The following is a 24,609-nucleotide window of genomic DNA, read 5'->3' on the forward strand; positions in this document are numbered from 1 at the left end:
AGCCACCGCATCCGTTCCGGTCGCAGTTCGTGCCGCGCCGCCTTCACCGGGGCGGCACGGACTGCGACCGGAGCACCACGGAAGCCCGGAACAGGACCAAGGAAGAGTCATGACCCTCACGCATGAGCGCTCGGAGACGGCATCCGCGTCGTCGAACGACGCGAAGAGCCCGAAGACGGATGCCGCGGCTCGGCGTCCCTGGCGGCACCGCGTCTCGCGGTTCGACCAGAACGCCTCCCCGTACTTCTACATCTCGCCGTTCTTCCTGCTCTTCGGGCTGGTCGGACTCTTCCCGCTGCTCTACACGGTGTGGGTGGCCGTGCACGAGTGGGACCTGCTCAAGGGGCAGGGCGAGTTCATCGGCGCCGGGAACTTCGTCGAGATCCTCGGCGACCCGATGTTCTGGAACTCGATCTTCAACACCCTGAGCATCTTCCTGCTGTCGGCGATCCCGCAGCTCGCGGTCGCCCTGGTGATCGCCTACCTCCTCGACCGCGGCCTGCGTGCCCCGACGTTCTGGCGCATGAGCGTTCTCATCCCGTTCGTCGTCACCCCCGTCGCCGTCGCCATCATCTTCTCGAGCATCTTCAACGAGGCCGACGGCCTCGCCAACAACCTGCTCAATCTGATCGGCATCGCCGACCAGGAGTGGAAGCACAACACGGCCCTGTCGCACCTCGCGATCGCCGTGATGGTGAACTTCCGCTGGACCGGCTACAACGCCCTCATCCTCCTCGCCGCCATGCAGGCGGTGCCGCGCGATCTCTACGAGTCGGCAGCCCTCGACGGAGCCGGCGCTGCCCGCCGGTTCTTCTCGATCACGATCCCCACGATCCGCCCCACGCTGATCTTCGTGATCATCACGGCGACTATCGGTGGTCTGCAGATCTTCGCCGAGCCCCGGCTGTTCGACGTCTCGACGGCGGGCGGCATCGGCGGCAGCGACCGGCAGTTCCAGACGACCGTGCTGTTCCTGTGGGAGCTCGCCTTCTTCCGCCGGGACCTCGGCGAAGCATCCGCCGTCGCCATCCTGCTGTTCCTGCTCATCGTCGGCATCGGCGTCATCAACTTCCTGATCTCCCGACGCATCTCGACCGGGGATGCTCCGAAGAGCCGCGCCGCGCGCCGACGAGCCCGCACCGCCGCTGCCGCCGCAGCCGCGACGGCCGCCGCCGGCACGACGATCGCCACCACGACCGAGGAGAATGCGCGATGACCGCCACCCAGGCGCTGAGCGTCCCCGAGAAGATCCGCGGCCGTCGAGGCGCCGTGGGCGGCAACGCCGGGATCGGCAGCCGCCCCGGCTTCCTCACCTACGGCCTGCTCGCCGCGTTCATCATCGGCAGCGTCTACCCGCTGTGGTGGTCGGTCGTCGTGGCGAGCGGCACGAACGCCACGCGTGGCGAAACCCTGCCGCTGATCCCCGGCGGCAACTTCTTCACCAACGCCGCCAAGGTGTTCGACGCGATCCCGTTCTGGCTCGCTCTGGGCAACTCGTTCCTCATCTCGGCGATCATCACGGTCTCGGTCGTCACGTTCTCGACGCTGGCCGGCTATGCCTTCGCCAAGCTGCGCTTCACGGGCCGCGACGGACTGATGATCTTCGTGATCGCGACCATGGCGATCCCGACGCAGCTCGGCATCATCCCGCTGTTCATGCTGATGCGGGAGCTCGGCTGGACCGGATCGATCGGCGCGGTCATCGTGCCGACACTGGTCACCGCCTTCGGCGTCTTCTTCATGCGGCAGTACCTGGTCGACGTGATCCCGGACGAGCTGATCGAGGCGGCGCGGATGGACGGCGCGAACCAGTTCCGCACGTTCCTCACCGTCGGCATCCCGGCCGCTCGCCCTGCCATGGCGATCCTCGGCCTCTTCACCTTCATGACTGCGTGGACCGACTACCTCTGGCCGCTGATCGTGCTCTCCCCGCAGAACCCGACACTGCAGACGGCCCTCAGCCAGCTGCAGTCCGGCTATTACATCGACTACTCCATCGTGCTCGCCGGTGCGGTGCTCGCGACCCTTCCGCTGCTCGTCCTGTTCGTCGTGGCGGGCCGGCAGCTGGTCAGTGGCATCATGGCGGGCGCGGTGAAAGGATGACCCCTATGACCCGTGCCTTTCCCGAGAACTTCCTGTTCGGCGCCGCGACAGCGGCGTACCAGATCGAAGGGGCGGCTTTCGAAGACGGGCGCACCGCGTCGATCTGGGATGCCTTCAGCAGGGAGCCCGGCGCCGTGATCGGCGGCGACAACGGCGATGTGGCGTGCGACCACTACCACCGCTATCCGCAGGACGTCGCTCTCATGAAGAAGCTCGGGCTGCAGACCTACCGCTTCTCGACCTCGTGGTCGCGCGTCCGGCCCGACGGCGGCGCGGTCAACGCGAAGGGCGTCGACTTCTACGAGCGCCTGGTCGACGAGCTGCTCGCGAACGACATCCTGCCCTGGCTGACGCTCTATCACTGGGACATGCCGCAGGCGCTGCAGGAGACCGGCGGGTGGACCAACCGTGACACCGTCGGACGCTTCCTCGAGTACGCCGGCACGATGCACGACGCCCTGGGCGATCGGGTGAACGTGTGGACGACCCTGAACGAGCCGTGGTGCTCGTCGTTCCTCTCTTATACCGGCGGCGAGCACGCTCCGGGTCACACGAGCGTCGCCGAGGGTCTGCTCTCGGCGCACCACCTGCTGCTCGCCCACGGCGAGACGGTCCGTGAGTTGCGTGGCCGGGATGCGAGCCTGAATCTCGGCATCACGCTGAACCACACGGTCGCAGACCCCGCCGATCCGACCAACCCCGCAGACATCGACGCCGCGCGTCGCGTCGACGGCCAGTTCAACCGCTGGTTCCTCGACCCGATCTACCGGGGCGTGTACCCGGACGACATCATCCGGGACATCCGGTCGGTGGATGCCGATGCCGTCGCCCGCTTCACGGATGCCGTGCACGACGGCGACCTCGATGTCATCTCTCAGCGCATCGACACGCAGGGTGTCAACTACTACCACGGCGACTTCGTCTCGGGCACGGCTCCCGCCCCTGAGCGGACCCCGCTCAGCGGCGGACCCGCCACCGACCGGGTCGGTCGAAGCCCGTATCCGTCGAGCGAGGGCATCCACCCCGTCGAACGCGGACTCCCGCGCACGGCGCAGAACTGGGAGGTGCAGCCCGAGGGGCTCACCCGTCTGCTGCAGCGCGTGTGGACCGAGTACGCCGAGCCCGCCGGAACCGTGCTGTACATGACCGAGAACGGTGCCGCCTATGACGACGTCGCGGTCGTCGAAGACGGTGAGACCCGCGTGCACGACGAGGACCGCACCGAGTTCCTGCGCCTGCACCTGGCCGCCGTGCTCGATGCGGCGGATGCCGGCGTCGACGTGCGCGGCTACTTCTACTGGTCGATGTTCGACAACTTCGAGTGGGCCTGGGGCTACGACAAGCGGTTCGGCATCGTGCGCGTCGACTACGACACCCAGGAGCGGAGTCTGAAGGACTCCGGTCGGGAGTACGCTCGCATCATCGCCGCTCGCGCTCTCTGACGCCGGGCGGCGTCACCAGGGAGCATCCGGCCTCGCCGCCGGACGGAGGGAGAGTCGTGTCGTCACGAGCGACCATCGAAGAGGTGGCATCGGCCGCCGGAGTCTCACGGTCGACGGTGTCACGAGTCGTCAACGGGTCGACGGCGGTGAGTCCTGAAGCCCTCGAGTCGGTGAAGCGGGCCATCGAGGAGCTCAGCTACGTGCCCAACCGCGCGGCTCGCTCACTCGCGTCCCGACAGACCCACGCGATCGCCCTGATCGTGCCCGAGGACACCACGCGGTTCTTCGGAGATCCCTTCTTCGCGGCGATCGTCGCGGGCATCACGGGGGCGCTCCGGGGCTCGGACTACCTGCTCAACCTGCTGATCGCGAGCGACGACCCCGGCGACAAGATGACGAGCTTCGTGCGCAACGGCGGTGTGGACGGCGCGCTCATCGTCTCGCACCACACGAGCGACGCGTTCATCGACCGGGTCGCCGATGCCGTGCCCGTGGTCTGGGGCGGCAGGCCGGTGCGCATCCGCGAGGGCGACTACGTGGTCGACGTCGACAACGTCGCCGGCGCCCGCACCGCCACCCAGCACCTGATCGAGACCGGTCGCACGCGGATCGCCACGATCTCGGGGCCCATCACGATGGTCTCCTCCGTCGACCGTGTGCAGGGCTTCCGCGGGGCACTGGCCGATGCAGGGCTCTCGCCGTTCGCCGAGGAGGCCGGTGACTACAGCGAAGCCAGCGGAGCGGATGCCGCGCGCCGCATCCTCGCGGCGGGGCGTCCGGATGCGATCTTCGTCGCCAGCGACCTCATGGCCCGTGGCGCGCTCACGGCGCTGCGCTCGGCCGGCATCCGTGTTCCCGAGGACGTGGCGCTCGTCGGGTTCGACGACTCGTCGGTCGCGCTGAGCACTGACCCGCCGCTGACCACCATGCGGCAACCCATGTACGCGCAGGGCGAGGCCATGGCCGGAGTGCTGCTCTCGCGCCTGGCCGGACGCGACCCGGCGCACACGACGATCCTGCCGACCGAACTGGTGGTGCGCGCCTCGTCGTGACCTCGCGCGGGCCGGGATCGAACGGGGGCGACCGAAGAACACGGATGCGGACCATACGCCCCTCCAGGTCGGTCCGCATCCGTGGGTCTTCGGGCGATCAGCCGATCCGGTCTCGTGACCGCTGATCGATCGTCGCGGGCCACCGCAGTGTCGCCCACGGGCCGTTGCGCTTGGGCATCACTGCCGTCGCGAAATCCGTCCACACCTCGCCGTACTTCTCGAACGACTCCGCGTCGAGGTTCCCGTCGCTCCAGTGCATGACCCGTCCGGCGATGTAGCTCAGGCCGAAATCGACCCATGACACGAACGACGGGCGGGTGTCGACGTTGATCCGGTGGATGATGCGTCGGGCCTCTGCGACGTCGGCGTATCCGAGCGCGACACCCCACGTCGTCATCGCCACGGCCTGACCGAGCGCATACGCGTCGAGTGTGCGCACATACACATCGGGCGTCACGACATCTTTCCCGACTCGTCTGCGCACCTCGCGCTCGATGCGCTCGATGCCGGCCACGAACGGTAACGCGTCGCGCGCGTCTCCGCCTTCGGCGACGATCCCCGCGAGCCACTCCCGCGTGGTCGGCACACGCCCGAGGGCGGTGTCCAGGTCGTTGCGGACAGCCAGACGGAGCATCCAGGCCTGACGTCGACGTCGCACGGTGCTGAGATGGTCGATCATGCCGAGCCAGTCGTCACGGGAGCGGATGCCCCACGTCTCGGCGACGAGCGCCCTGTCGTCAGGTCCCAGAGAGGGGGCCGTCGGGTCGTTCCAGGGCCCGGACGGGAGGGAGCTGATCTGCAGCAGGCCCAGCGCGATCTCGTTCGCCTCGGTGTCGGTGGTGGAGAACCGCTCGGATGGCGCGAGCCTCTGGGGACGCGTGAACCATGATGTCGGGCTCATCACACTCCTGAGGGTGGGGCCTGGGGCCGCTCATAGCTTGAACAGCTATTCAGTCGCTAATATATAGCCTCCGGGGGGAAATCCGAAGTCGTCCGATGCTGGGGAGCGGGACCGATGGCACGTTCAGACGAACACAACCGGGCCGCGCGGGAGCGCGCCCGCGAAGCCATTCTCGAATCGGCCATCATCCTGTTCGCCGAACGAGGCGTCTCCGGCGCGAGCATCGCCGAGATCACCCGCCGCGCCGGGGTCGCGCAGGGACTCGTGAGCTACCACTTCGGCGGCAAGGACCAGCTCGTGGCCGCCGTGATCGACCGCTGGTACGAGGCGCTCTTCGCGATCCCGCAGGTCGAGGGGCCCGCCGACGTCCGGCTCGCCGGGATCATCGACGGTGCTCTCGCCGCCACCGGTTTCGCCCTCCCGGTGCAGCGAGCGGTGTTCGCGATGCAGCAGCAGCCCAGCACCCACCGCATGTTCGCCGAGGCCGAGACCCGGTTCGCCGAGCAGGCGATCGCATCGGAGAACGCCGTCCGCGAGATCTTCCGCGAGAGGGGTGCCGCCGATCCTCCGCTCGAGGAGATCATGCTGCGCACCACCCTCGAGGGCGTCTTCATGAAGTACGCCGTCTACGGCGACACCTACCCGCTCGAAGACGCCCGACGCTGGGTGCGGCGTCTCTACGGCCTGCCCGAGCCCGAGGCGCCGCTTCCGCTGCAACTCGCGCCCCGGGATCCGGACGCGAGGACCAGGGCGGCGGGGGCTCTGCGGGACGAGGAGTGACCGAGCTGCGGCCGACCCTCCATCGCGGACGGCGTCAGCCCAGCTGCATCCGGGCGAAGGCCCCGAGCACCACGCGCTCGGACTGCACGAGGTAGCGCTCGAGCTCGGCCGCACCGGCCGCCGCACCGCGGGCGAGGAAGGTGTCGAGCACCGCGCGGTTCTTGCGCACGAACGGCTCGTGCAGCGAGCGAGGATCGTCGATCTTCAGGAACGCGAGTCTCAGCTCTGCCGCGAGGTCACGGTAGGTGCGGGCCAGACGGGGGCTGTCCGCGAGCGACACCAGGGCGACATGGAACGCCATGTTGGCGCTGCCCACCGCGCGCCACGTCTCGGCGTCGTCGAGGAGTGCGTCGTGCGCCGCGGCCTCGGCGGCGAGCACGGCCTCCTGCATCTGCTGGACCGCCGGATGCTCCGGCTCGGAGTGCAGGAGCGCGGTGCACTCGATGATGCGACGTGCGCGATAGATGTCGATCACGTCGGCGATCGACGGCGAGGCGACGGAGACGCCCCGGTGCGGCACGTGCTCGAGCAGACCCTGCTCGGAGAGGGCGCGGAACGCCTCGCGCAGCGTGTTGCGTGCCACGCCGAAGTGCTCCGCGATGGCCGATTCCGACAGTCGGGAACCGGGTGCGAACGCGCCGTCGATGATCTGCTGTCGGAGCGCATCGGCGAGCATGCCCTGCTGGTTCATGCCTTCATCGTAGGCGGCGGCCGGAGCGGATCGTTCGAGGAAGCATCTCTGCCATCACGCGAATGCAACTCGGCCGTAGCACAGCGGAAACAAAGTTGTTGAACAATATTGCTCGATCCGTTCTACACTGGGTGTCACTCGACACCCACCAACGACGATGGGAATCCCCCGCAATGTCAGAGAACACCGCAGCCCCGCTGTCCGCCGAAGACGAAGTCCGGCTCTCCGCCGCCAAGAGACGCGCCGGCCGCAGCGCCGTGATCGGCGCCATCTTCCTGATGGCCACCAGCGCCATCGGTCCCGGGTTCATCACCCAGACGGCCACCTTCACCGCGACGATGGGGGCGGCCTTCGCGTTCGCGATCCTGGTCTCGATCCTCGTCGACATCGCAGTGCAGCTGAACATCTGGCGCATGATCACCTCCTCCGGCATGCGTGCAGGAGAGCTCGCCAACCGTGCCATCCCCTTCTCGGGCCACGTCATCGCCGTGCTCGTCGTGATCGGCGGCCTGGCCTTCAATATCGGCAACATCGCCGGTGGTGGCCTCGGGCTGAACGCGCTGCTCGGCATCGACCCGAAGCTCGGCGGCATGCTCACTGCGGCCCTCGCCATCATCATCTTCCTGATCAAGAAGGCAGGGCCCGTGATGGACATCGTGTTGGTCGTGCTCGGCATCGGCATGATCGTGATGACCGTGATCGTCGCGGTGATCGCCCAACCGCCCATCGGCGAGGCGCTGCGCCAGACGTTCGCGCCGGACGAGCTCAACTTCGCCACGATCACCACGATCGTCGGCGGAACGGTCGGCGGATACATCACCTACTCGGGTGCCCACCGCTACCTCGACTCGGGTCACACGGGTCCCGAGCAGGCGGGTCCTGTGATGCGCGCCGCGGCGAACGGCATCCTCGTCACCGGCATCATGCGCTACGTGCTGTTCCTCGCGGTCCTCGGCGTGGTCGCCTCGGGCGTCTCGCTCGACCTGTCGAGCCAGGCCGCGAACCCCGCGGGACAGGCCTTCGGCGCCGTGCTCGGCGACGCGGGACTCCGCATCTTCGGCGCGATCTTCTGGGCCGCCGCGATCAGCTCGGTGATCGGCGCGGCATACACGTCAGCGACCTTCCTCTCGACCTTCACGAAGAAGCTCCGGGGCGGATGGCCGCTGCAGCTGGCCACCGTCGCCTTCATCGTCGTGTCGCTGATCGTCTACCTCTCGATCGGCACCGCGCCGGCCGCGATCCTCGTCTTCGTCGGCGGCTTCAACGGGCTCATCCTCCCCATCGGCCTCACGGTGTTCATGTACATCGGCTGGTTCCGCCGTGACCTGCTCGGCTCGAAGAAGTACCCGCTGTGGCTGCTCATCGCCGGCACGCTCGTGACGCTGCTGACCTGGTACATGGGCATCGTCTCGGTCGGCCCCATCTTCGCCTTCCTCGGAATCGGAGCGTGACCCCATGACATCGATCGACCTGAACTCCGACCTCGGCGAGAACGTCCCCGACCGGGTGGTCAGCGACGACGAGAGCATGCTGCGCCTCGTGACGAGCGCGAACGTGGCGTGCGGGTTCCACGCGGGCAGCCCCGAGGGCATCCGATCGACTCTCGAGAGCGCCGTGGCCGGAGGCGTCGTGATCGGCGCGCACCCCGGCTACCGCGACTACGAGAACTTCGGCCGCACGAAGGTCGAGATCGACTCGGCCACCCTGCAGGCGCACGTCGAGTACCAGCTCGGTGCCGTGATCGGTCTTGCCGCAGCCGTCGGTGGCACGGTCGCCTACGTCAAGCCGCACGGAGCGCTCTACAACACGATCGCCCGCGACGAGCGGCAGTCGAAGGACGTGGTGGCGGCGATCCGCGCGATCGACCCGAACCTCGTGCTGCTGGGTCTGGCCGGAGGCGTCGTGCTCGAGGTCGCCGAGCGTGCGGGCCTGCAGATCGCGGCCGAGGCCTTCGCCGATCGGGCGTATCAGCCCGACGGCCAGCTCGTCTCACGAACCGAGGCGGGCTCGGTGCTGCACGACCCCGTCGCGGTCGCCGAGCGCATGGTGCGCCTCGCCGGCGAAGGAGTGATCCGCGCGATCGACGGCACCGACGTGCCCGTCAGCGCGCAGTCGATCTGCGTGCACGGCGACAGCCCCGGCTCGGTGGCCATGGCCGCCGAGACCAAGCGGATGCTGCAGGACGCCGGCATCACGATCGCACCGTTCGCGGGAGTCTGAGATGACCGTTCTCGCCACCCCCGACCAGCTCGCCGCCGCGCGGGCAGCGCGAGCCGCCATCCGGGCGGGGCACGCCGCGCCGACCAGCGGCGTCGCCGTCGGACTGACGCAGGCGAACCTCATCTCGGTGCCCGCGGACTGGGCCTTCGAGACGCTGCTCTTCGCGCAGCGCAACCCGAAGCCGTGCCCCGTGCTCGAGGTCATCGAACAGGGCGAGGTGGAATCGCGGCTCGCCCCGGGCAGCGACATCCGCACGGACATCGGCCGGTACCGCGTCTGGCGCGACGGCGAACTGGTCGACGAGGTCTCCGATGCGACCGAGGCGTGGGAGGAGCAACCCGACCTCGTCTCGTTCCTGATCGGATGCAGCTTCACGTTCGAGTCCGGGCTCGTGCAGGCGGGCATCCCGATCCGCCATCAGGAACTCGGACGCAACGTTCCGATGTACCGCACCGCAGTGCCCTGCACCCCCGCGGGCAGGCTGAGCGGCGAGATGGTCGTGTCGATGCGACCGATCCCCGCGGACCGAGTGGCCGATGCCGTGCAGATCTCCGGCCGCACCCCCGCCGTGCACGGGGCCCCGGTGCACATCGGCGACCCGGCATCGCTCGGCATCGCAGACCTCGCCCGCCCCGACTTCGGCGATGCCCCTGAAGTGCGCGAGGGCGAGGTGGCGGTGTTCTGGGCGTGCGGCGTCACGCCGCAGGCCGCCATCATGGCCTCGAAGCCGCCGTTCGCCATCACCCACGCGCCCGGCTACATGTTCATCACCGATGTCCCCGATGCGGAGTACCTGGTCTGATGCGCATCCTCACGGCATCCGACCACGCGCTTCTCGTCGAGGCGGCCGACCTCGACGAGGCGATGCGTCTGAACCTCGCGTGGGACGGCGTGCACGGCGTGGTCGAGCGCATCCCCGGCGCTCGCACGGTGCTCGTGCGGTTCGATCCGCTGGCGGTGTCGGCCGCCGATCTCGCCCGCGCGCTCGCCGCGACCGAGATCGACACCGCTCATCTGCCGGCCACGGGCGAGGTCACTGTTCCGGTGCGGTACGACGGGGAAGACCTCGACGAGGCGGCATCCCTGCTGGGTGTCTCGGCATCCGAGCTCGTGAACCGCCACCTCGCCGCCGAGTGGACGGTCGCCTTCTCGGGCTTCGCCCCCGGCTTCGGGTATGTGGTGAGCAGTGATCCGCTGTTCGATGTGCCCCGCCGCTCGTCGCCCCGCACCCGTGTGCCGGCCGGATCCGTGGCCCTCGCCGGCCAGTTCACCGGCGTGTACCCGCGCGAGAGCCCCGGCGGATGGCAGCTCATCGGATGCACGGATGCCCTGATGTGGGACATCGATCGCGACCCTCCTGCGCTGCTGTCGCCCGGCACGACGGTGCGGTTCGAGCAGGTGCGGGCGCAGGCCGTGATGTCGGACAACGCAGACGATCGTGCCGACGCGCGGCGCGTCACCGAGCGAGACGCCGCCGCGAGCGCGACGGACCCGGGTTCTCCGGCGTCCCCGGCCGTCGAGGTCGTGCGTCCGTCGATGCAGCTGCTGGTGCAGGATGCCGGTCGTCCGGGATTCGCGGCGCTCGGCGTCTCAGCGTCCGGTGTCGCCGATCGCCGCGCCATGCGCGAGGCGAACCGGGCAGTGGGCAACGCGAGCGGCGCGGCCGTGCTCGAGAGCGTCGGCGGTGCCGTGCTGCGTTTCCGGGGCGCCGGGGTCGCCGCTGTCACGGGCGCTGTCGGGGCGCTCGACCTGATCGACGCGGACGGTGTGGCGCGTCGCATCGCCCATGGCGCGCCCTTCGCCAGCGTCGAGGGCGACGAGCTCACGCTGGGGCATCCGACCAGCGGGCTGCGCTACGTCATCGCGGTCCGTGGCGGAGTGGCCGTCGACACGGCGCTCGACAGCCGCGCGAGCGACACCCTCGCCGGGCTCGGGCCCGATCCGCTGGCAGCAGGAGACGTGCTGCGCATCGGCGATTCCGCACGGCATCCCGTCGAGCCGGATGTCACCCCGCGGACGCTGCCGGCATCCGGTGACGTCGTCGACCTCGAGATCACCCTCGGCCCTCGGGACGACTGGTTCACCCCCGCAGCGCTCTCGACGCTCGCCGGCCAGGAGTGGACCGTGACCCCGCGGTCGGACCGCGTCGGCATCCGGCTCGAGGGCGACAGGCCCCTCGCGCGCTCCGTCGGGGGCGAGCTGCCCAGCGAAGGGGCGGTCACCGGGGCGATCCAGGTGCCGCCTGACGGTCAGCCCGTGCTGTTCCTCCCGGATCACCCGCTCACCGGCGGGTATCCGATCATCGGCGCCCTCACCGATCGCAGTCTCGACCTCGCCGCGCAGCTGCCGCCCGGCGTGCGCATCCGTTTCATCGTCAAGGAGACCTCATGACCAAGGTGCTGATCGCGAATCGCGGAGAGATCGCCCTGCGCGTCATCCGCGCCTGCGCCGAAGCCGGGTACACGTCGATCGCGGTCTACGCCGACCAGGATGCCGATGCTCTGCACGTGCGGCTCGCCGATGAGGCCGTCGGACTGGGGGGAGACACCGCTGCGACGACCTATCTCTCGATCGATGCGCTGCTGGACGCCGCCCGCACGAGCGGAGCGGATGCCGTGCACCCGGGTTACGGATTCCTCTCGGAGAGCGCGGAGTTCGCGCGGGCCGTCGAGGGTGCGGGCCTCATCTGGATCGGCCCGTCGCCCGACAGCATCGATGCGCTCGGCGACAAGATGACCGCGCGCCGGATCGCGCAGCGCGTCGGGGCTCCCCTGGCCGCCGGCACCGATCAGCCGCTCGCCGGCCCCGAGGAGGCCGTGGCCTTCGCCGAGGAGCACGGGCTTCCGATCGCGATCAAGGCGGCGTTCGGCGGAGGCGGCCGGGGGCTGAAGGTGGTGCATGAGCTGTCGGAGGTCGCGGATGCCTTCGAGGCCGCGACGCGCGAGGCCATCGCCGCCTTCGGGCGGGGGGAGTGCTTCGTCGAGCGCTTCCTCGAGAGCCCGCGCCACATCGAGGTCCAGGTGCTCGGTGACGGACTCGGCGGCGTCGTGGTCGTCGGCGATCGAGACTGCTCGATGCAGCGACGCAATCAGAAGCTCATCGAAGAGGCACCCGCGCCGGGCCTGTCGAGGTATCAGCGCACGCGGTTCCACGACGCGGCCAGGGCGATCTGCGCCGAGGTGCAGTACCGCGGCGCAGGAACCGTCGAGTTCCTCCTCGCGGCCGACGGGACGATCTCCTTCCTCGAGGTGAACACCCGACTCCAGGTGGAGCACCCCGTCACCGAGGAGGTCACCGGCACGGATCTCGTGCGCGAGCAGTTCCGCATCGCCTTCGGCGAGGGGATCTCGTTCACCGAGACGCCCGTGCCGACCGGGCACGCCTTCGAGTTCCGGATCAACGCCGAAGACCCGGGTCGCGGATTCCTGCCCAGCCCCGGTCGTGTCGAGTCCCTGCGGATCCCCGGCGGACCCGGTGTGCGCTGGGACAGCGGCATCGAGGCGGGCGACGTCGTTCAGCCCGCCTTCGACTCGATGATCGCGAAGCTCGTCGTGCATGCCGACGACCGCGACGCGGCCCTCGTGCGGGCGCGTCGGGCGCTGCGCGAGCTGGTCGTCGAGGGGCCGGCCACGGTCATCCCGTTCGATATGCTCGCGCTCGACGACGAGGCGTTCGCCACCGAGACCTTCGCGGTGCACACCCAGTGGATCGAGAGCACCCTGCTGCCGCGCCTCGAGCCGCAACTGCGTCCCGCCCCCGCACCGGATGCCGCTCTCCAGCGCTTCCCCGTCGAGATCGACGGGCGCCGTGTCGTGCTCGGGCTCCCGATGGCGCTGCTCGCGGGGCTCGGCGGCCTGGCGGATTCCGGAGGTGCGCCCGCCGCATCCGATCCGACCGAGCTGCGTGCTCCGGCACCGGGAACGCTCGTGCGGTGGCTCGCAGACGACGGGGCGAGCGTCGCCGAGGGCGATCCGATCGCGGTGCTCGACGCCATGAAGATGGAGACCACGGTCACCGCCCATCGTGCCGGCACGCTGTCGCACCGCGTGGAGCTCTCGGCCTCGGTCGCGCCCGACGCGGTGCTCGCCGTCATCGCCTGAGAGCTACCGCGCCCTGACACAGAGATCCCGGATGCCGCCGCAGCGGCATCCGGGATCTTCGCGTTCGCGAGTCGCGTGTGATTACGCGGGGTCTCCGCCCAGCGGCCCCACGGCCTCGAGGGGGCGAGGGTCGTCGGCGCCGGTCTTGCGGGCGCGGGCGATGAGGTTGCCCACGTGGTAGATCAGCAGAGCCGCGACCGTGCCGAGCACGATGCCGCCGAAGGCGAAGTCGCCGAGCTGCATCGAGAAGCCGGCGACGCCGATCACGAGCGAGACGGCCGCGGTGTACTGGTTGACCGGTCGTGAGAAGTCGACCTTGCTGTCGACCCAGATCTTGATGCCGATGATGCCGATGAGACCGTAGAGCGCGGTGGTCGCACCGCCGAGCACACCGGCGGGGATCGAGTTGAAGACCTCGCCGACCTTCGGGGAGAACGCCAGCAGGATGGCGAAGAGACCGGCGACCCAGTAGACGGCGGTCGAGTAGACGCGGGTCGCGGCCATGACGCCGATGTTCTCGCCGTACGTCGTCGTGCCCGAGCCGCCGAAACCACCGGCGATGGTCGTGGCGACCCCGTCGGCGATCAGCGCGCGACCGGTGTGCTTGTTGATCGCGGGGTCTTCGGTCATCGTCGCGACGCCGCGCACGTGCCCGACGTTCTCAGCGACGAGCACCAGGACGACCGGCAGGAACATCGCGATGGTCGACCAGGTGCCGGGAGCGACGAAGTCGGGAAGCTGGAACTCGGGCAGACCGACCCAGGGGGCGTCGGCGATGAGCTCCGCCGGCGTCTTGCCTCCGCGCAGCGCGTTGGGGACCTCGAAGGAGCCCGTGAAGGCGGCGTAGATGAAGCCGACGGCGACGCCGAGGAAGATCGAGATGCGTCCGAGGAATCCGCGGAACAGCACCGCGAACAGGATGATCGCGACGAGCGTGATGGTCGCGGTCACGGGGTCGATCCGGAAGTTGTTCCACGCGGTGGGGGCGAGGTTGAAGCCGATCAGGGCGACGATCGCGCCGGCGACCACCGGGGGCATCAGAGCGTCGACCCAGCGGAGGCCGGCGAACTGCACGACCAGGCCGACGACCGTGAGCAGGATGCCGACCGCGACCACGCCCGCGAGGGCGGATCCGGTGCCGCCGGCTGCGACCGCGGCGGTGATCGGCGCGATGAACGCGAACGACGAGCCGAGGTAGCTGGGCAGCTGGTTCTTCGTGATCAGCAGGAAGATCAGGGTGCCGAGGCCGCTGAACAGCAGCGTCGTCGAGACCGGGAAGCCGGTCAGCGTCGGCACCAGGAACGTGGCTCCGAACATGGCGACGACGTGCTGGGCACCGATCGCGATCGTGGCCGGCCAGTTCAGGCGCTCTTCGGGCTTGACGACGGCACCGGGTTCGACGGTGCGTCCGTTTCCGTGGGTCTTCCACAGGGGCATGCGGGCTCCTCAGGATCGGGGGGAGTGGGAGTGCTGGAGCAACACTACCGATTCCTGAGTGTTGGCTGGGTGCGCGGGGGACGGAGGAGCGGCGGGGTCGCCGCGCGCTACGAAGGAGAACTCGCGCAATGAACGGCCGCATCCGCAGATCGCCCCTTCGCTGGGTGAGATCTCCTTCGCAGCGAGTGGGAAACGGAGTGAGGGACGGGGGCGGTACCGGGCCTCAGGCCCCGAGGCGCTCGATGAGCTCGCGATACCGGGCGGCGGTGCGCTCGACGATGTCGTCGGGCAGCACGGGCGGTTCACCCTGCTTGTCCCAGTTCGCGGCCAGCCAGTCGCGCACGATCTGCTTGTCGAAGCTCGCCATGCGCTCGCTCGGCGTGGTTCCGGTGCGCCAGGCCTCGGCATCCCAGTACCGGGACGAGTCGCTCGTGAGCACCTCGTCGGCCAGGTGCAGGACGCCGTCGGCATCCGTCCCGAACTCGAACTTGGTGTCGGCGAGGATCAGGCCCTTCTCCTCGGCGATCGCGGCGGCACGTGTGTAGAGCGAGATCGAGACGTCGCGCAGCTCGGCCGCGCGCTCTGGTCCGACGAGCTCGACGGTCCGCTCGAAGGTGATGTTCTCGTCGTGCTCGCCCATGGGCGCCTTGTAGGCCGGGGTGAACAGCGGTTCGGGCAGGCGGTCGCCGTTCTGCAGGCCGGCGGGCAGCGGGATGCCGCAGACGGTGCCGCTCTCGGTGTACTCCGCCCATCCGGATCCGGTGATGTAGCCGCGCACGACGCATTCGACCGGAAGCATCTCCAGCGACTGCGCGAGCATGGCGCGGTCGGCGACGCTCGCGGGGATCTCACCCTCGGCGAGGTGGTTGGGCACATCGTCGAGCTCGCTGAACCACCAGCGGCTGAGACGCGTGAGCAGCGCGCCTTTCTCGGGGATGCCGGGCGAGAGCACGAAGTCGAACGCGCTCACGCGATCGGACGCGACCACGAGGATGCGGGTGTCGGCGGCGTCGTCCGAGGCGTACAGGTCACGGACCTTGCCCGAGTAGATGTGGCGCCAGCCGGGGATGGTCTGCGCGTTGCTGTCCGAAGGTGTGCTCACCCGCCCATTATCCCGGGTCGACGTCGCCGGTGTCGTGTCAAGCCCTGGTGCGACCTCCGATGCATCGGCGAGGCTCGACGGAAGACGAACGGAGGAGTCATGACGAAGGATCTCTCCACGGGGGACCGGGTGAGCTGGAACACGTCGCAGGGGCGCACGCACGGCACCGTCGAGGAGAAGCGGACGAAGGACTTCCGGTTCGCCGGGCAGAGCTTCACCGCCTCCGACGATGATCCCGCCTACATCGTGAAGTCGGAGAAGAGCGGCGACACCGCGGCGCACAAGGGATCGGCTCTGCGCAAGCTGAGCAGCTGATGCTCGCGGGCGCCGTCTTGTCGATGACGCGTGCCAGGCGTATAGTCCACATGGACTATTTCAAGCGGAACCATCTGGGGAGGGGCCGATGCAGCGATTGACCCCGATGGGCGTCATGGTGCTGGCGCTGCTGCGCGAAGGCGACATGCACCCCTACGAGATGGTGCGCCTGATGCGCGTGCGCCGCGACGAACGGCTGCTCGCCGTCACGAACGGGACGCTCTATCACACGGTCGGCCGACTCCAGCGGGCCGGTCTCATCGACGAGGTGGGCATCGACCGAGAGGGCAACCGCCCCGAGCGCACCACCTACACGCTCACGGATGCCGGACGGGACGCGCTGATCGCCTGGCTGCGTCGCGAGCTGTCGATCATCGAGCGCCCGGCCGAGTTCCGCATCGCACTCGCCGAGGCTCACAATCTCGAGCGTCCCGACGTCATCGACCGCCTCCGCGAGCGCCGCTCCGCGCTCGCCGAAGGCCACGCGCTGCACCGTGACGGGCTGGTCGGCGCTCGCAGAAGGGGCGCCCCCGAGCAGGTGCTCGTCGAGTTCGAGCGCCAGGAGGTGCTGCTCGACGCCGAGCTGCGCTGGCTCGACTCGCTCCTCGATCGTCTCGAGGCCGAGGAGTTCCCCTGGGGGCCCACGGCTTTCGAGAACACCGACCGCTACCTCGCTCAGCGAAAGGCTGCACAGCAATGACCGATTCCCCCTCGACCGGAGGCCGGCCCACGGCATCCGGGTCATCCGGTCCCTCGACCGGCACCTTCGCCGCCGGGCATCGACCCGCGAGCCCCTGGCCCGCGCTCTGGGCGCTCGTCATCGGCTTCTTCATGATCCTCGTCGACACGACGATCGTCTCGGTCGCGAACCCCGCGATCAAGGCGGCGCTCGACCCGACCACCAACAACCTCGACAACGTCGTGTGGGTCACCAGCGCCTACCTGCTCGCCTACGCGGTGCCGCTGCTGATCACGGGCCGTCTCGGCGATCGGTTCGGCCCGAAGAACATCTACCTCATCGGCCTCGCGATCTTCACGCTCGCCTCGCTGTGGTGCGGGCTGTCGAACTCGCTCGAGATGCTGATCGCCGCTCGCGCCGTGCAGGGGCTCGGCGCCGCCTTCATGACGCCGCAGACCATGGCCGTGATCACCCGGACGTTCCCGCCCGAGCGCCGCGGCGCCGCCATGGGGCTATGGGGTGCGACGGCCGGCGTCGCGACCCTCGTGGGACCGCTCGTCGGGGGCCTGCTCGTCGACGGCTTCGGCTGGGAGTGGATCTTCTTCGTGAACATCCCCGTCGGGATCGTCGCCTTCGTGCTCGCGTGGAGACTCGTCCCGAAGCTGCAGACCAGTGCGCACCGGTTCGACATCCTGGGCGTCATCCTCAGCGCGGTGGCGCTGTTCCTCATCGTCTTCGGACTGCAGGAGGGCGAGAAGTTCGATTGGGGCGTGATCTGGGGACCGATCTCGGTGTGGAGCATCATCATCACCGGCCTCGTCGTGCTCGCGCTCTTCATCGTGCAGCAGGCGCGCACGCGCAGCGAGGCCCTGGTGCCTCTCGCACTGTTCCGCGACCGCAACTTCTCGGGGGCGAACGTCGCGATCGCCGCGGTCGGCTTCACCGTGACGAGCATGTCGCTGCCGATGATGTTCTTCCTGCAGACGGCGCGAGGGCTCACCCCGACGCAGGCCGCGCTGCTGCTGATCCCGATGGCCGTGCTGTCGGGCGTGCTCGCCCCGTTCGCCGGCAAGCTGCTCGACCGCATCGACCCGCGGATCATCCTCATCCCCGGTCTGCTCTGCGTGGTCGTCGCGCTCGTCTGGTACTCGGCCCTGATCAACATGGATACCGAGATCTGGATGTTCCTGCTGCCCTCGGCGCTCATGGGCGTCGGCAACGCCGGAATGTGGGGACCGCTCGCCACCACCGCGACGCGCAAGCTGCCTCCCCGCCAGGCCGGTGCCGGCGCGGGCATCTACAACACGACCCGCACCATCGGATCGGTCATCGGCTCGGCATCCATCGCCGCGTTCATGCAGTCGCGTCTCGAAGCGAACCTGCCGGGTCTCGCCGACGCACCCGCGGGGATCGAAGGCGGAGGATCGCTTCCTCCGCAGGTCGCCGAGGGATTCGCCGCCGGCATGTCGCAGGCGATCCTGCTGCCGGCGTGCGTGATGGTCATCGCTCTCGTGGCGTCGCTCTTCCTCGGTCGCTACGACAAGGCGGATGCCGCGGCATCCGCCCCCGCGGAGGCGCCCGCCCCCGCAGCGTGACCGGTCCGTCGGCGAGCCGGGTCGACTGCGCGATCGTGCAGCGGGCCCGGCTCTCCCGGTTTGCGGCCGTGACCGCGGATGTGATCTCATCGGGCGATGACGATCGAGCTCACGAGGCCCACCACCGACCTGTTCGACTCCTGGGCGGCTGCGGTCGCCGAGTTCGGTGACGGGCACGTCGACGGGTCGGGTCTGCAGGCGCCGGTCACCCCGGATCGGGCGACGCTGGACGCGCTGATCGAGAAGTCGGCGGTTCTCTCCGACACCTCCGCGCAGCTGCCCGAGGATGCCGTGCACAACGATCTGTACTGGATCGTGGATGACGGCGAGGTCGTCGGGTTCCTGTCCTTCCGGCACGAGCTCAACGAATGGCTGCGTGAGGCGGGTGGTCACATCGGCTACTCGGTGCGCGCCTCCCGTCGTCGCCAGGGCTACGCATCGGCCGCGCTGCGGCTCGGACTCGAGCGTGCCCGCGAGATCGGACTCGAGCGCGTGCTGGTCACGTGCGACGACGACAACGTCGGCTCCTACCGAACGATCGAGGGCGCCGGTGGCGTGCTGCAGGACGTCAGCGACCAGTCGGAGCGTGGACACGCCATGCTCCGGCGCTACTGGATCACGCTCTGACGCCGATCCGCGAAGCGCCTCCGGGACAGGGGTGCCGGTCGTCGCCGGTTAGGGTTGATGGTCGACGACCATCCCGGTGGCAGCATCCTGCCGCCCGTCCCCTCTGAGGAGCATCCGTCGTGATACGAAATCCCACCTCTGCTTCCGCGCGCCTGCGCGCGCTCGGACGCACCGCCGGGGCGATGGCGCTCACGGCGTTCGTCGCCGTCGGAGCCCTGCTCGGCGGAGCCTCCGCCGCGACTGCGGCCGATGACTCCGAGACCTACGTCATCGGCACGGACACCACGTTCGCGCCGTTCGAGTTCACCTCTCCCGACGGTGAGCTCGTCGGCATCGACATGGACCTGCTGCGTGCGATCGCGAAGGACCAGGGCTTCGAGGTCGAGATCCGTCAGCTCGGATTCGACGCCGCCGTGCAGGCCTTGCAGGCGAACCAGGTCGACGCGGTCATGGCCGGGATGTCGATCACCGAGGAGCGCCAGGAGACGTTCGACTTCAGCGAGCCGTACTTCACCAGCGGCATCCAGCTCGGAGTGCTCGAGTCGAGCGACATCCAGTCGCTCGACGACCTCGACGGCGAGGCCGTGGCGGTCAAGACCGGCACGCAGGGCCAGACCTTCGCGGAGGAGAACCAGGACGAGTACGGCTTCCGCATCACGCCCTACCAGGACACGACCGACATGGTCGACGCTGTCAAGGCAGGCCAGGCCGTCGGCTACTTCGAGGACTTCCCGGTGCTCGCCTACGGGATCCAGCAGGGGTCGGGCTTCCGCCTGATCGGTGAGCCGGAGCTCGGCGGCGAGTACGGGTTCGCCGTCAACAAGGGGCAGAACCCCGAGCTGATCGAGATGTTCAACGAGGGTCTCGCGAATCTCCAGGCCTCCGGAGAGTACGACGAGATCGTCGACAGCTACCTCGCCGGCGGCGAGGAGACCACGCAGGCGACCGACATCTTCTCCGTCGCCGTGAAGTACTGGCCCGCTCTCATGGAGGGCCTCTGGCTCACGATCCTCGCGACGCTCGTCGCGATCGTGGCCGCATTCATCCTCGGCCTCATCTTCGGCTTCGGCCGCGTCTCGGCCTTCGCGCCGTTCCGCTGGGTGGCCACGGCCTACGTCTACGTCTTCCGCGGCACACCGATCCTCGTGCAGGCGTTCTTCGTGTTCTTCGCCATCCCGCAGCTCTTCCCCGGGCTCACGTTCAACCCCTTCGTCGCCGGAGCCATCACGCTCTCGCTCAACACGGGCGCGTACATGACGGAGATCATCCGCGGTGGCATCCAGGCCGTCGATCCGGGCCAGGCCGAAGCGTCGCGTTCGCTCGGTCTCGGACACTGGAAGACGATGCAGAAGGTCGTGCTGCCTCAGGCGTTCCGCATCATGGTCCCCTCGTTCGTCAACCAGGGCATCATCACCCTCAAGGACACGTCGCTCATCAGCGTCATCGGCCTCGCAGAGCTGACCTTCGTGTCGCGTCAGATCATCGCCTCGACGTACTTGTCGGCGCAGGTGCTGACGATCGTCGCCATCATCTACTTCGTCGTGATCACGCTTCTGACGCTGCTCGCGAACCGCCTGGAGAGGAAGTTCACCGCATGAGCAAGATCGAGGTCAGAGACCTGCACAAGTCCTTCGGCGACAACCACGTGCTCAAGGGCATCGACCTCACGGTCGAGGACGGCGAAGTCGTCGCGGTCATCGGCCCGTCGGGGTCGGGGAAGTCGACCCTGCTGCGCTGCCTCAACAAGCTCGAGGAGCCCACGTCGGGCCATGTCATCGTCGACGGCGTCGACCTGACCGACAAGAGCGTCAAGCTCGACGAGGTGCGCCAGCGCATCGGCATGGTGTTCCAGCACTTCAACCTGTTCCCGCACATGACGGTGCTCGAGAACATCACCCTCGCTCCCGTCGAGCTCGGCAAGCTCTCGAAGGCCCAGGCGAAGGAGCGCGCTCTGGCTCTGCTCGACCGCGTGGGCCTTGCCGAGAAGGCCGACGCCAAGCCGGCATCCCTGTCGGGCGGTCAGAAGCAGCGCGTGGCGATCGCCCGCGCGCTCGCGATGGACCCCGAGATCATGCTGTTCGACGAGGCGACCAGCGCCCTCGACCCCGAGATGGTGGGCGAGGTGCTGCAGGTCATCCGCGACCTGGCGTCCGGCGGCATGACGATGGTGCTCGTGACGCACGAGATGGGCTTCGCCCGCGAGGTCTCGGGCCGCACGGTGTTCATGGACGCCGGAGTCGTCGTCGAGGAGGCGCCGCCCGCCGAGCTGTTCGGCGCGCCGAAGAACGAGCGGCTGAAGGACTTCCTCTCGAAGGTCCTCTGAGCGGTACTCCGTGACGAAGGCCTCCATCCGGTTCCGGACGGGGGCCTTCGTTCGTGTCGAGTCAGGGGGTCGGAGTCGGCGTCGGCGCCGGATGCCGGCGGATCGTCGCGCTGACCAGCGCCGCTACCGCGCAGAGCCCGGCGGCGGCGAACCAGGCGAACGTGTACTGGCCGGTGTGGTCGCGCACCATGCCCGCGAGGAACGAGGCGATGCCGGCGCCGATCTGGTGCGCGGCGAACACCCAGCCGAACACCAGAGGCCCTCGGTCTCCGAAGACCTCGCGACACAGCGCGATGGTCGGCGGAACAGTCGCCACCCAGTCGAGGCCGTAGATCACGATGAAGACGATGATGCTCGGCTGCACCTCGGCCGACAGCAGGCTCGGCAGGAAGAGCAGGCTCACGCCGCGCAGCGCGTAGTAGGCGGCCAACAGGATGCGGGGGTTCACCCGGTCGGTCAGCCACCCCGAGAACACGGTGCCGGCGATGTCGAAGATCCCGACGACGGCGAGCAGTCCGGCCGCGGTCGTCGTCGGCATCCCGTGGTCGTGCGCGCTGGGGATGAAGTGGGTGCCGATCAGGCCGTTGGTCGTGGCGCCGCAGATCGCGAACCCGATCGCGAGGGCCCAGAACGTCTTGGTGCGGGCGGCGTCGCGCAACGTGGTGAGGGCGAGGCGAGCGGCGCCCCACGCGTTGCCCTTCGGCCGCGCGGCCACGGTGACAGGGCCGGTGTCGCCGTAGCGGGTGACGCCGAGATCGCTCGGTCGGTTGCGCACGAAGATCCAGACCAGGGGGACGACCGCGAGAGCACCGCCGGCGATGATGAGAGATGCTCCGCGCCATCCGATGTCCTCGGCCGCCGCGGCGATCACGGGCAGGAAGATGAGCTGTCCGGTCGCGCTGCCCGCGGTGAGCACACCCGAGACCAGCCCGCGTCTGGTCGCGAACCAGGTGTCGGTGATCGTCGCAGCGAAGACCAGCGCCATGGACCCGGTGCCGAGTCCGATCAGCACACCCCACGTGAGTACGAGCTGCGCCGGGGTGGCCACGAAGACGCTCAGCGCGGCGCCGGCGCCGATCACGAACAGAGCGGTCACGGTCACCGCGCGGATGCCGAAGCGCTGCATCAGCGCGGCGGCGAAGGGAGCGGTGAGGCCGAACAGCAGCAGGTTGACCGTGACGGCGAGGGAGAGCTCTGCGGTGGTCCAGCCGAACTCGTCCTGCAGGGGCAGCATCAGCACCCCGGGCGCGGCGCGGAATCCGGCGGCTCCGATCAGTGCGATCAGAGCCACGAGTGCGACGATCCAGGCGGGATGGATGCGGCGCTGCCGGAGTGCGGGTGTCGGGGTGCCGGTCGGCTCCTCGACCGAGTCTGCGGTCACGCTGCGTCGCCTGACGTGAGGGCGAACGGCTCGCCGCCCATGCTGCGGCGGGTCCATCGCGTGCTGTCGGCGTCGAGTGGGGCGGCGCAGGTCGCGCACCAGTCGGCGGATGCCGTCGCCTCGCCGCAGCGACCGCAGCTGACGGTCAGGCCCCAGGACCCGTCAGGATTGGTCGTGCTCGTGAAGCGCGCGTAGGCGTGCAGGATCGGGAGGGTCTCGCGTCCGGCGTCCGTGAGCCGATAGCCGGGGTCACCGTGCGCGACGAGACCCGCCTCGCCCATCGAGGCGAGGCGCCGGGCGAGCACGGAGTCGGCGGCGCCGGTCGCATCGCGCAGCTCGTCGAAGCGCGAGCGGCCGGAGAAGAGCTCCCGCAGGATCAGGAGGACCCACGGGTCGGCGAGCACATCGGCGGAGCGGGCGATCGGGCAGGTGGCTGTCGACCAGTTGGAGCGGAGCGGCATCCGCCAACTTTCTTGAAGAAAGCTGGTGGTGTCAACAGTTCTCGGCCGAGTTGGCGGAGTACCTGCGCGAATCGGCAGGAAAGCGACGACGGGTCGGACTACTCCGCGACGCGGGCAGCGATGTCCGTGCGGAAGTGCGAGCCCTCGAGGGTGATGAGACCGATGGCCTCGTATGCCCGGTCACGCGCGGTGCGGAAGTCCGATCCCACGGCGACGACGTTGAGCACGCGGCCGCCGGTGGCGATCAGCGACCCGCCGGGTGCGTCGGGGCTCGCGGTCGCCGCGTGCACGAGACGCACGCCCTCGACCGCCGCCGCATCGGAGAGGCCCTCGATCGGACGGCCGGTCTGCGGAGCCTCGGGGTAGCCCTCGCTCGCGAGCACCACGGTGATCGCGACGTCGTCGCTGAACACGGGCTCGGGCTGATCCTCGAGTGTGCCCGATGCCGCGGCGAGCAGCAGCTCCGACAGCGGGGTCACGAGACGCGGCAGCACGATCTGGGTCTCGGGGTCGCCGAAGCGGGCGTTGAACTCGATGACGCGCACGCCTGCGGGAGTGAGGATGAGGCCGGCGTACAGCAGGCCGATGAACGGCGTGCCCTCTTCGTCGAGCTGACGAATCACGGGCAGGGCGACGTCGCGGGTGACCTCCTCGACGAAGGCCTGCTCGCTGCCGAACTGGTCGGCGAGCCAGGGCAGCGGCGAGTAGGCGCCCATGCCGCCGGTGTTGGGGCCTTCGTCGCCGTCGAGCGCGCGCTTGAAGTCCTGCGCCGGGCTGAGCGCTCGGACGGTGTCGCCGTCGCTCAGGAAGAACAGCGAGACCTCGGGGCCCGAGAGGAACTCCTCGATCAGCACGGGACCGGACGGCAGGTAGTGCTCGGCATGAGCGAGAGCCTCGGCACGATCGGATGTCACGATGACACCCTTGCCGGCAGCGAGGCCGTCGGCCTTCACGACGTGCGGGGCGCCGAGGTCGTCGAACGCGGCCTCGACCTCTGCGGTGGTGGTGGCGCGCACTGCGCGACCGGTGGGGACACCGGCGGCATCCATGATGCGCTTCGCGAACGACTTGGACCCCTCGAGCTGGGCCGCGGCCTTGCCCGGGCCGAACACGGGAATGCCATGGGCCCGGAGGACATCGGCGACTCCGGCGACCAGAGGAGCCTCGGGGCCGACGACCACGAGATCGACCGCATGCTCGTTGGCGAAGGAGGTCACCGCGGCGCCGTCGAGCATGTCGAGGGTGACGGGGGTCGCATCCTGGGCGATGCCGGCGTTGCCGGGGGCGACGAAGATCTCGTGCTCCGCGGTCTCTGCTCGCAGAGCGAGGATGATCGCGTGCTCACGGGCACCGGAACCGAGGACGAGAATCTTCACCCGTCCAGACTACCGAGGCGAGGG

23 protein-coding genes are annotated in these 24,609 nt (G+C 69.2%); 16 read left to right on the forward strand and 7 right to left on the reverse strand.

Annotated features, from left to right (window positions below; genetic code table 11):
• The first annotated feature begins 109 nt into the window (after positions 1–109).
• From QRN21_RS09505 to QRN21_RS09520, 4 genes are read left to right on the forward strand one after another with little or no spacing between them, the layout of a single operon-like run.
• Entirely contained in the window at positions 110–1,216 is a 1,107-nt protein-coding gene (locus tag QRN21_RS09505; RefSeq protein ID WP_285363808.1) for a carbohydrate ABC transporter permease, read from the forward strand.
• Positions 1,213–2,103: a carbohydrate ABC transporter permease gene (locus tag QRN21_RS09510; RefSeq protein ID WP_285363809.1), complete on the forward strand. Its 891-nt coding sequence runs from the start codon at positions 1,213–1,215 to the stop codon at positions 2,101–2,103. Before QRN21_RS09505 ends, QRN21_RS09510 begins: the two co-directional genes overlap by 4 nt.
• A 5-nt stretch (positions 2,104–2,108) precedes the next feature.
• Entirely contained in the window at positions 2,109–3,545 is a 1,437-nt protein-coding gene (locus tag QRN21_RS09515) for a GH1 family beta-glucosidase (RefSeq protein WP_285363810.1), read from the forward strand.
• A 56-nt stretch (positions 3,546–3,601) separates the two neighbouring features.
• Positions 3,602–4,597, forward strand: a complete 996-nt coding sequence (locus QRN21_RS09520; protein WP_056276469.1) for a LacI family DNA-binding transcriptional regulator — start codon at positions 3,602–3,604, stop codon at positions 4,595–4,597.
• A gap of 97 nt (positions 4,598–4,694) precedes the next feature.
• Here QRN21_RS09520 and QRN21_RS09525 read toward each other — a convergent pair whose 3' ends face one another.
• Positions 4,695–5,498, reverse strand: a complete 804-nt coding sequence (locus QRN21_RS09525; RefSeq protein ID WP_285363811.1) for a DUF1266 domain-containing protein — start codon at positions 5,496–5,498, stop codon at positions 4,695–4,697.
• 114 nt (positions 5,499–5,612) lie between these two features.
• Here QRN21_RS09525 and QRN21_RS09530 point away from each other — a divergent pair, with 114 nt between their 5' ends.
• Entirely contained in the window at positions 5,613–6,278 is a 666-nt protein-coding gene (locus tag QRN21_RS09530; RefSeq protein WP_082297963.1) for a TetR/AcrR family transcriptional regulator, read from the forward strand.
• Positions 6,279–6,312: 34 nt separating this feature from the next.
• Here the strand turns inward: QRN21_RS09530 and QRN21_RS09535 are convergent, their stop codons facing one another.
• The gene (locus QRN21_RS09535) at positions 6,313–6,969 is read right to left on the reverse strand and encodes a GntR family transcriptional regulator (protein WP_053098594.1); all 657 of its coding nucleotides are present in this window, start codon (positions 6,967–6,969) and stop codon (positions 6,313–6,315) included.
• 173 nt (positions 6,970–7,142) lie between these two features.
• Here QRN21_RS09535 and QRN21_RS09540 point away from each other — a divergent pair, with 173 nt between their 5' ends.
• The 5 genes from QRN21_RS09540 to QRN21_RS09560 are packed head-to-tail and all read left to right on the forward strand — an operon-like array spanning position 7,143 to position 13,289.
• A complete protein-coding gene (locus tag QRN21_RS09540) occupies positions 7,143–8,420 on the forward strand; it encodes an NRAMP family divalent metal transporter (protein ID WP_285363812.1) in 1,278 nt (425 codons plus the stop codon).
• Positions 8,421–8,424: 4 nt separating this feature from the next.
• On the forward strand, positions 8,425–9,189 hold the full coding sequence (locus tag QRN21_RS09545) for a LamB/YcsF family protein (protein WP_285363813.1): 765 nt from the start codon (positions 8,425–8,427) through the stop codon (positions 9,187–9,189).
• A 1-nt stretch (position 9,190) separates the two neighbouring features.
• Positions 9,191–9,991, forward strand: a complete 801-nt coding sequence (locus QRN21_RS09550; RefSeq protein WP_285363814.1) for a putative hydro-lyase — start codon at positions 9,191–9,193, stop codon at positions 9,989–9,991.
• A complete protein-coding gene (locus QRN21_RS09555; RefSeq protein ID WP_285363815.1) occupies positions 9,991–11,580 on the forward strand; it encodes a 5-oxoprolinase subunit B/C family protein in 1,590 nt (529 codons plus the stop codon). Before QRN21_RS09550 ends, QRN21_RS09555 begins: the two co-directional genes overlap by 1 nt.
• The gene (locus QRN21_RS09560; RefSeq protein WP_285363816.1) at positions 11,577–13,289 is read left to right on the forward strand and encodes an acetyl/propionyl/methylcrotonyl-CoA carboxylase subunit alpha; all 1,713 of its coding nucleotides are present in this window, start codon (positions 11,577–11,579) and stop codon (positions 13,287–13,289) included. Before QRN21_RS09555 ends, QRN21_RS09560 begins: the two co-directional genes overlap by 4 nt.
• An 81-nt stretch (positions 13,290–13,370) precedes the next feature.
• On the opposite strand, the gene QRN21_RS09565 is transcribed toward QRN21_RS09560, so the two are convergent.
• Together QRN21_RS09565 and QRN21_RS09570 are read right to left on the reverse strand one after the other, a co-directional pair.
• Positions 13,371–14,726 (reverse strand): uracil-xanthine permease family protein, encoded by a 1,356-nt coding sequence (locus QRN21_RS09565; protein ID WP_056276489.1) that lies wholly within the window; start codon positions 14,724–14,726, stop codon positions 13,371–13,373.
• Between the two features lie 223 nt (positions 14,727–14,949).
• The gene (locus tag QRN21_RS09570) at positions 14,950–15,828 is read right to left on the reverse strand and encodes a phosphoribosylaminoimidazolesuccinocarboxamide synthase (protein ID WP_285363817.1); all 879 of its coding nucleotides are present in this window, start codon (positions 15,826–15,828) and stop codon (positions 14,950–14,952) included.
• A gap of 99 nt (positions 15,829–15,927) precedes the next feature.
• Here QRN21_RS09570 and QRN21_RS09575 point away from each other — a divergent pair, with 99 nt between their 5' ends.
• From QRN21_RS09575 to QRN21_RS09600, 6 genes are all read left to right on the forward strand, one after another.
• Positions 15,928–16,143: a hypervirulence associated TUDOR domain-containing protein gene (locus QRN21_RS09575; RefSeq protein WP_072590630.1), complete on the forward strand. Its 216-nt coding sequence runs from the start codon at positions 15,928–15,930 to the stop codon at positions 16,141–16,143.
• An 88-nt stretch (positions 16,144–16,231) separates the two neighbouring features.
• Complete coding sequence (locus tag QRN21_RS09580) at positions 16,232–16,843, forward strand: PadR family transcriptional regulator (RefSeq protein WP_053098603.1); 612 nt, start codon at positions 16,232–16,234, stop codon at positions 16,841–16,843.
• Positions 16,840–18,417 (forward strand): DHA2 family efflux MFS transporter permease subunit, encoded by a 1,578-nt coding sequence (locus tag QRN21_RS09585; RefSeq protein WP_056276494.1) that lies wholly within the window; start codon positions 16,840–16,842, stop codon positions 18,415–18,417. Before QRN21_RS09580 ends, QRN21_RS09585 begins: the two co-directional genes overlap by 4 nt.
• 96 nt (positions 18,418–18,513) lie before the next feature.
• The gene (locus QRN21_RS09590; protein WP_072590632.1) at positions 18,514–19,044 is read left to right on the forward strand and encodes a GNAT family N-acetyltransferase; all 531 of its coding nucleotides are present in this window, start codon (positions 18,514–18,516) and stop codon (positions 19,042–19,044) included.
• 119 nt (positions 19,045–19,163) lie between these two features.
• Positions 19,164–20,642 carry an amino acid ABC transporter substrate-binding protein/permease gene (locus QRN21_RS09595; RefSeq protein WP_072590633.1) on the forward strand — a complete coding sequence of 493 codons (1,479 nt, stop codon included), beginning with the start codon at positions 19,164–19,166 and terminating at the stop codon, positions 20,640–20,642.
• Positions 20,639–21,367, forward strand: coding sequence for an amino acid ABC transporter ATP-binding protein (locus tag QRN21_RS09600; protein ID WP_056276496.1), 729 nt, complete (start codon positions 20,639–20,641; stop codon positions 21,365–21,367). Before QRN21_RS09595 ends, QRN21_RS09600 begins: the two co-directional genes overlap by 4 nt.
• Before the next feature lie 61 nt (positions 21,368–21,428).
• On the opposite strand, the gene QRN21_RS09605 is transcribed toward QRN21_RS09600, so the two are convergent.
• The 3 genes from QRN21_RS09605 to purD all read right to left on the reverse strand — a co-directional run bounded on the left by QRN21_RS09605 (position 21,429) and on the right by purD (position 24,585).
• Entirely contained in the window at positions 21,429–22,748 is a 1,320-nt protein-coding gene (locus tag QRN21_RS09605) for an MFS transporter (protein ID WP_285363821.1), read from the reverse strand.
• Positions 22,745–23,209: a winged helix-turn-helix transcriptional regulator gene (locus QRN21_RS09610; RefSeq protein WP_285363822.1), complete on the reverse strand. Its 465-nt coding sequence runs from the start codon at positions 23,207–23,209 to the stop codon at positions 22,745–22,747. Before QRN21_RS09610 ends, QRN21_RS09605 begins: the two co-directional genes overlap by 4 nt.
• A 98-nt stretch (positions 23,210–23,307) precedes the next feature.
• Positions 23,308–24,585 carry a phosphoribosylamine--glycine ligase gene (gene purD, locus QRN21_RS09615; RefSeq protein ID WP_187248923.1) on the reverse strand — a complete coding sequence of 426 codons (1,278 nt, stop codon included), beginning with the start codon at positions 24,583–24,585 and terminating at the stop codon, positions 23,308–23,310.
• Positions 24,586–24,609 lie beyond the last annotated feature (24 nt).

This window comes from Microbacterium sp. LMC-P-041 (assembly GCF_030209555.1).
Classification (GTDB): domain Bacteria; phylum Actinomycetota; class Actinomycetes; order Actinomycetales; family Microbacteriaceae; genus Microbacterium.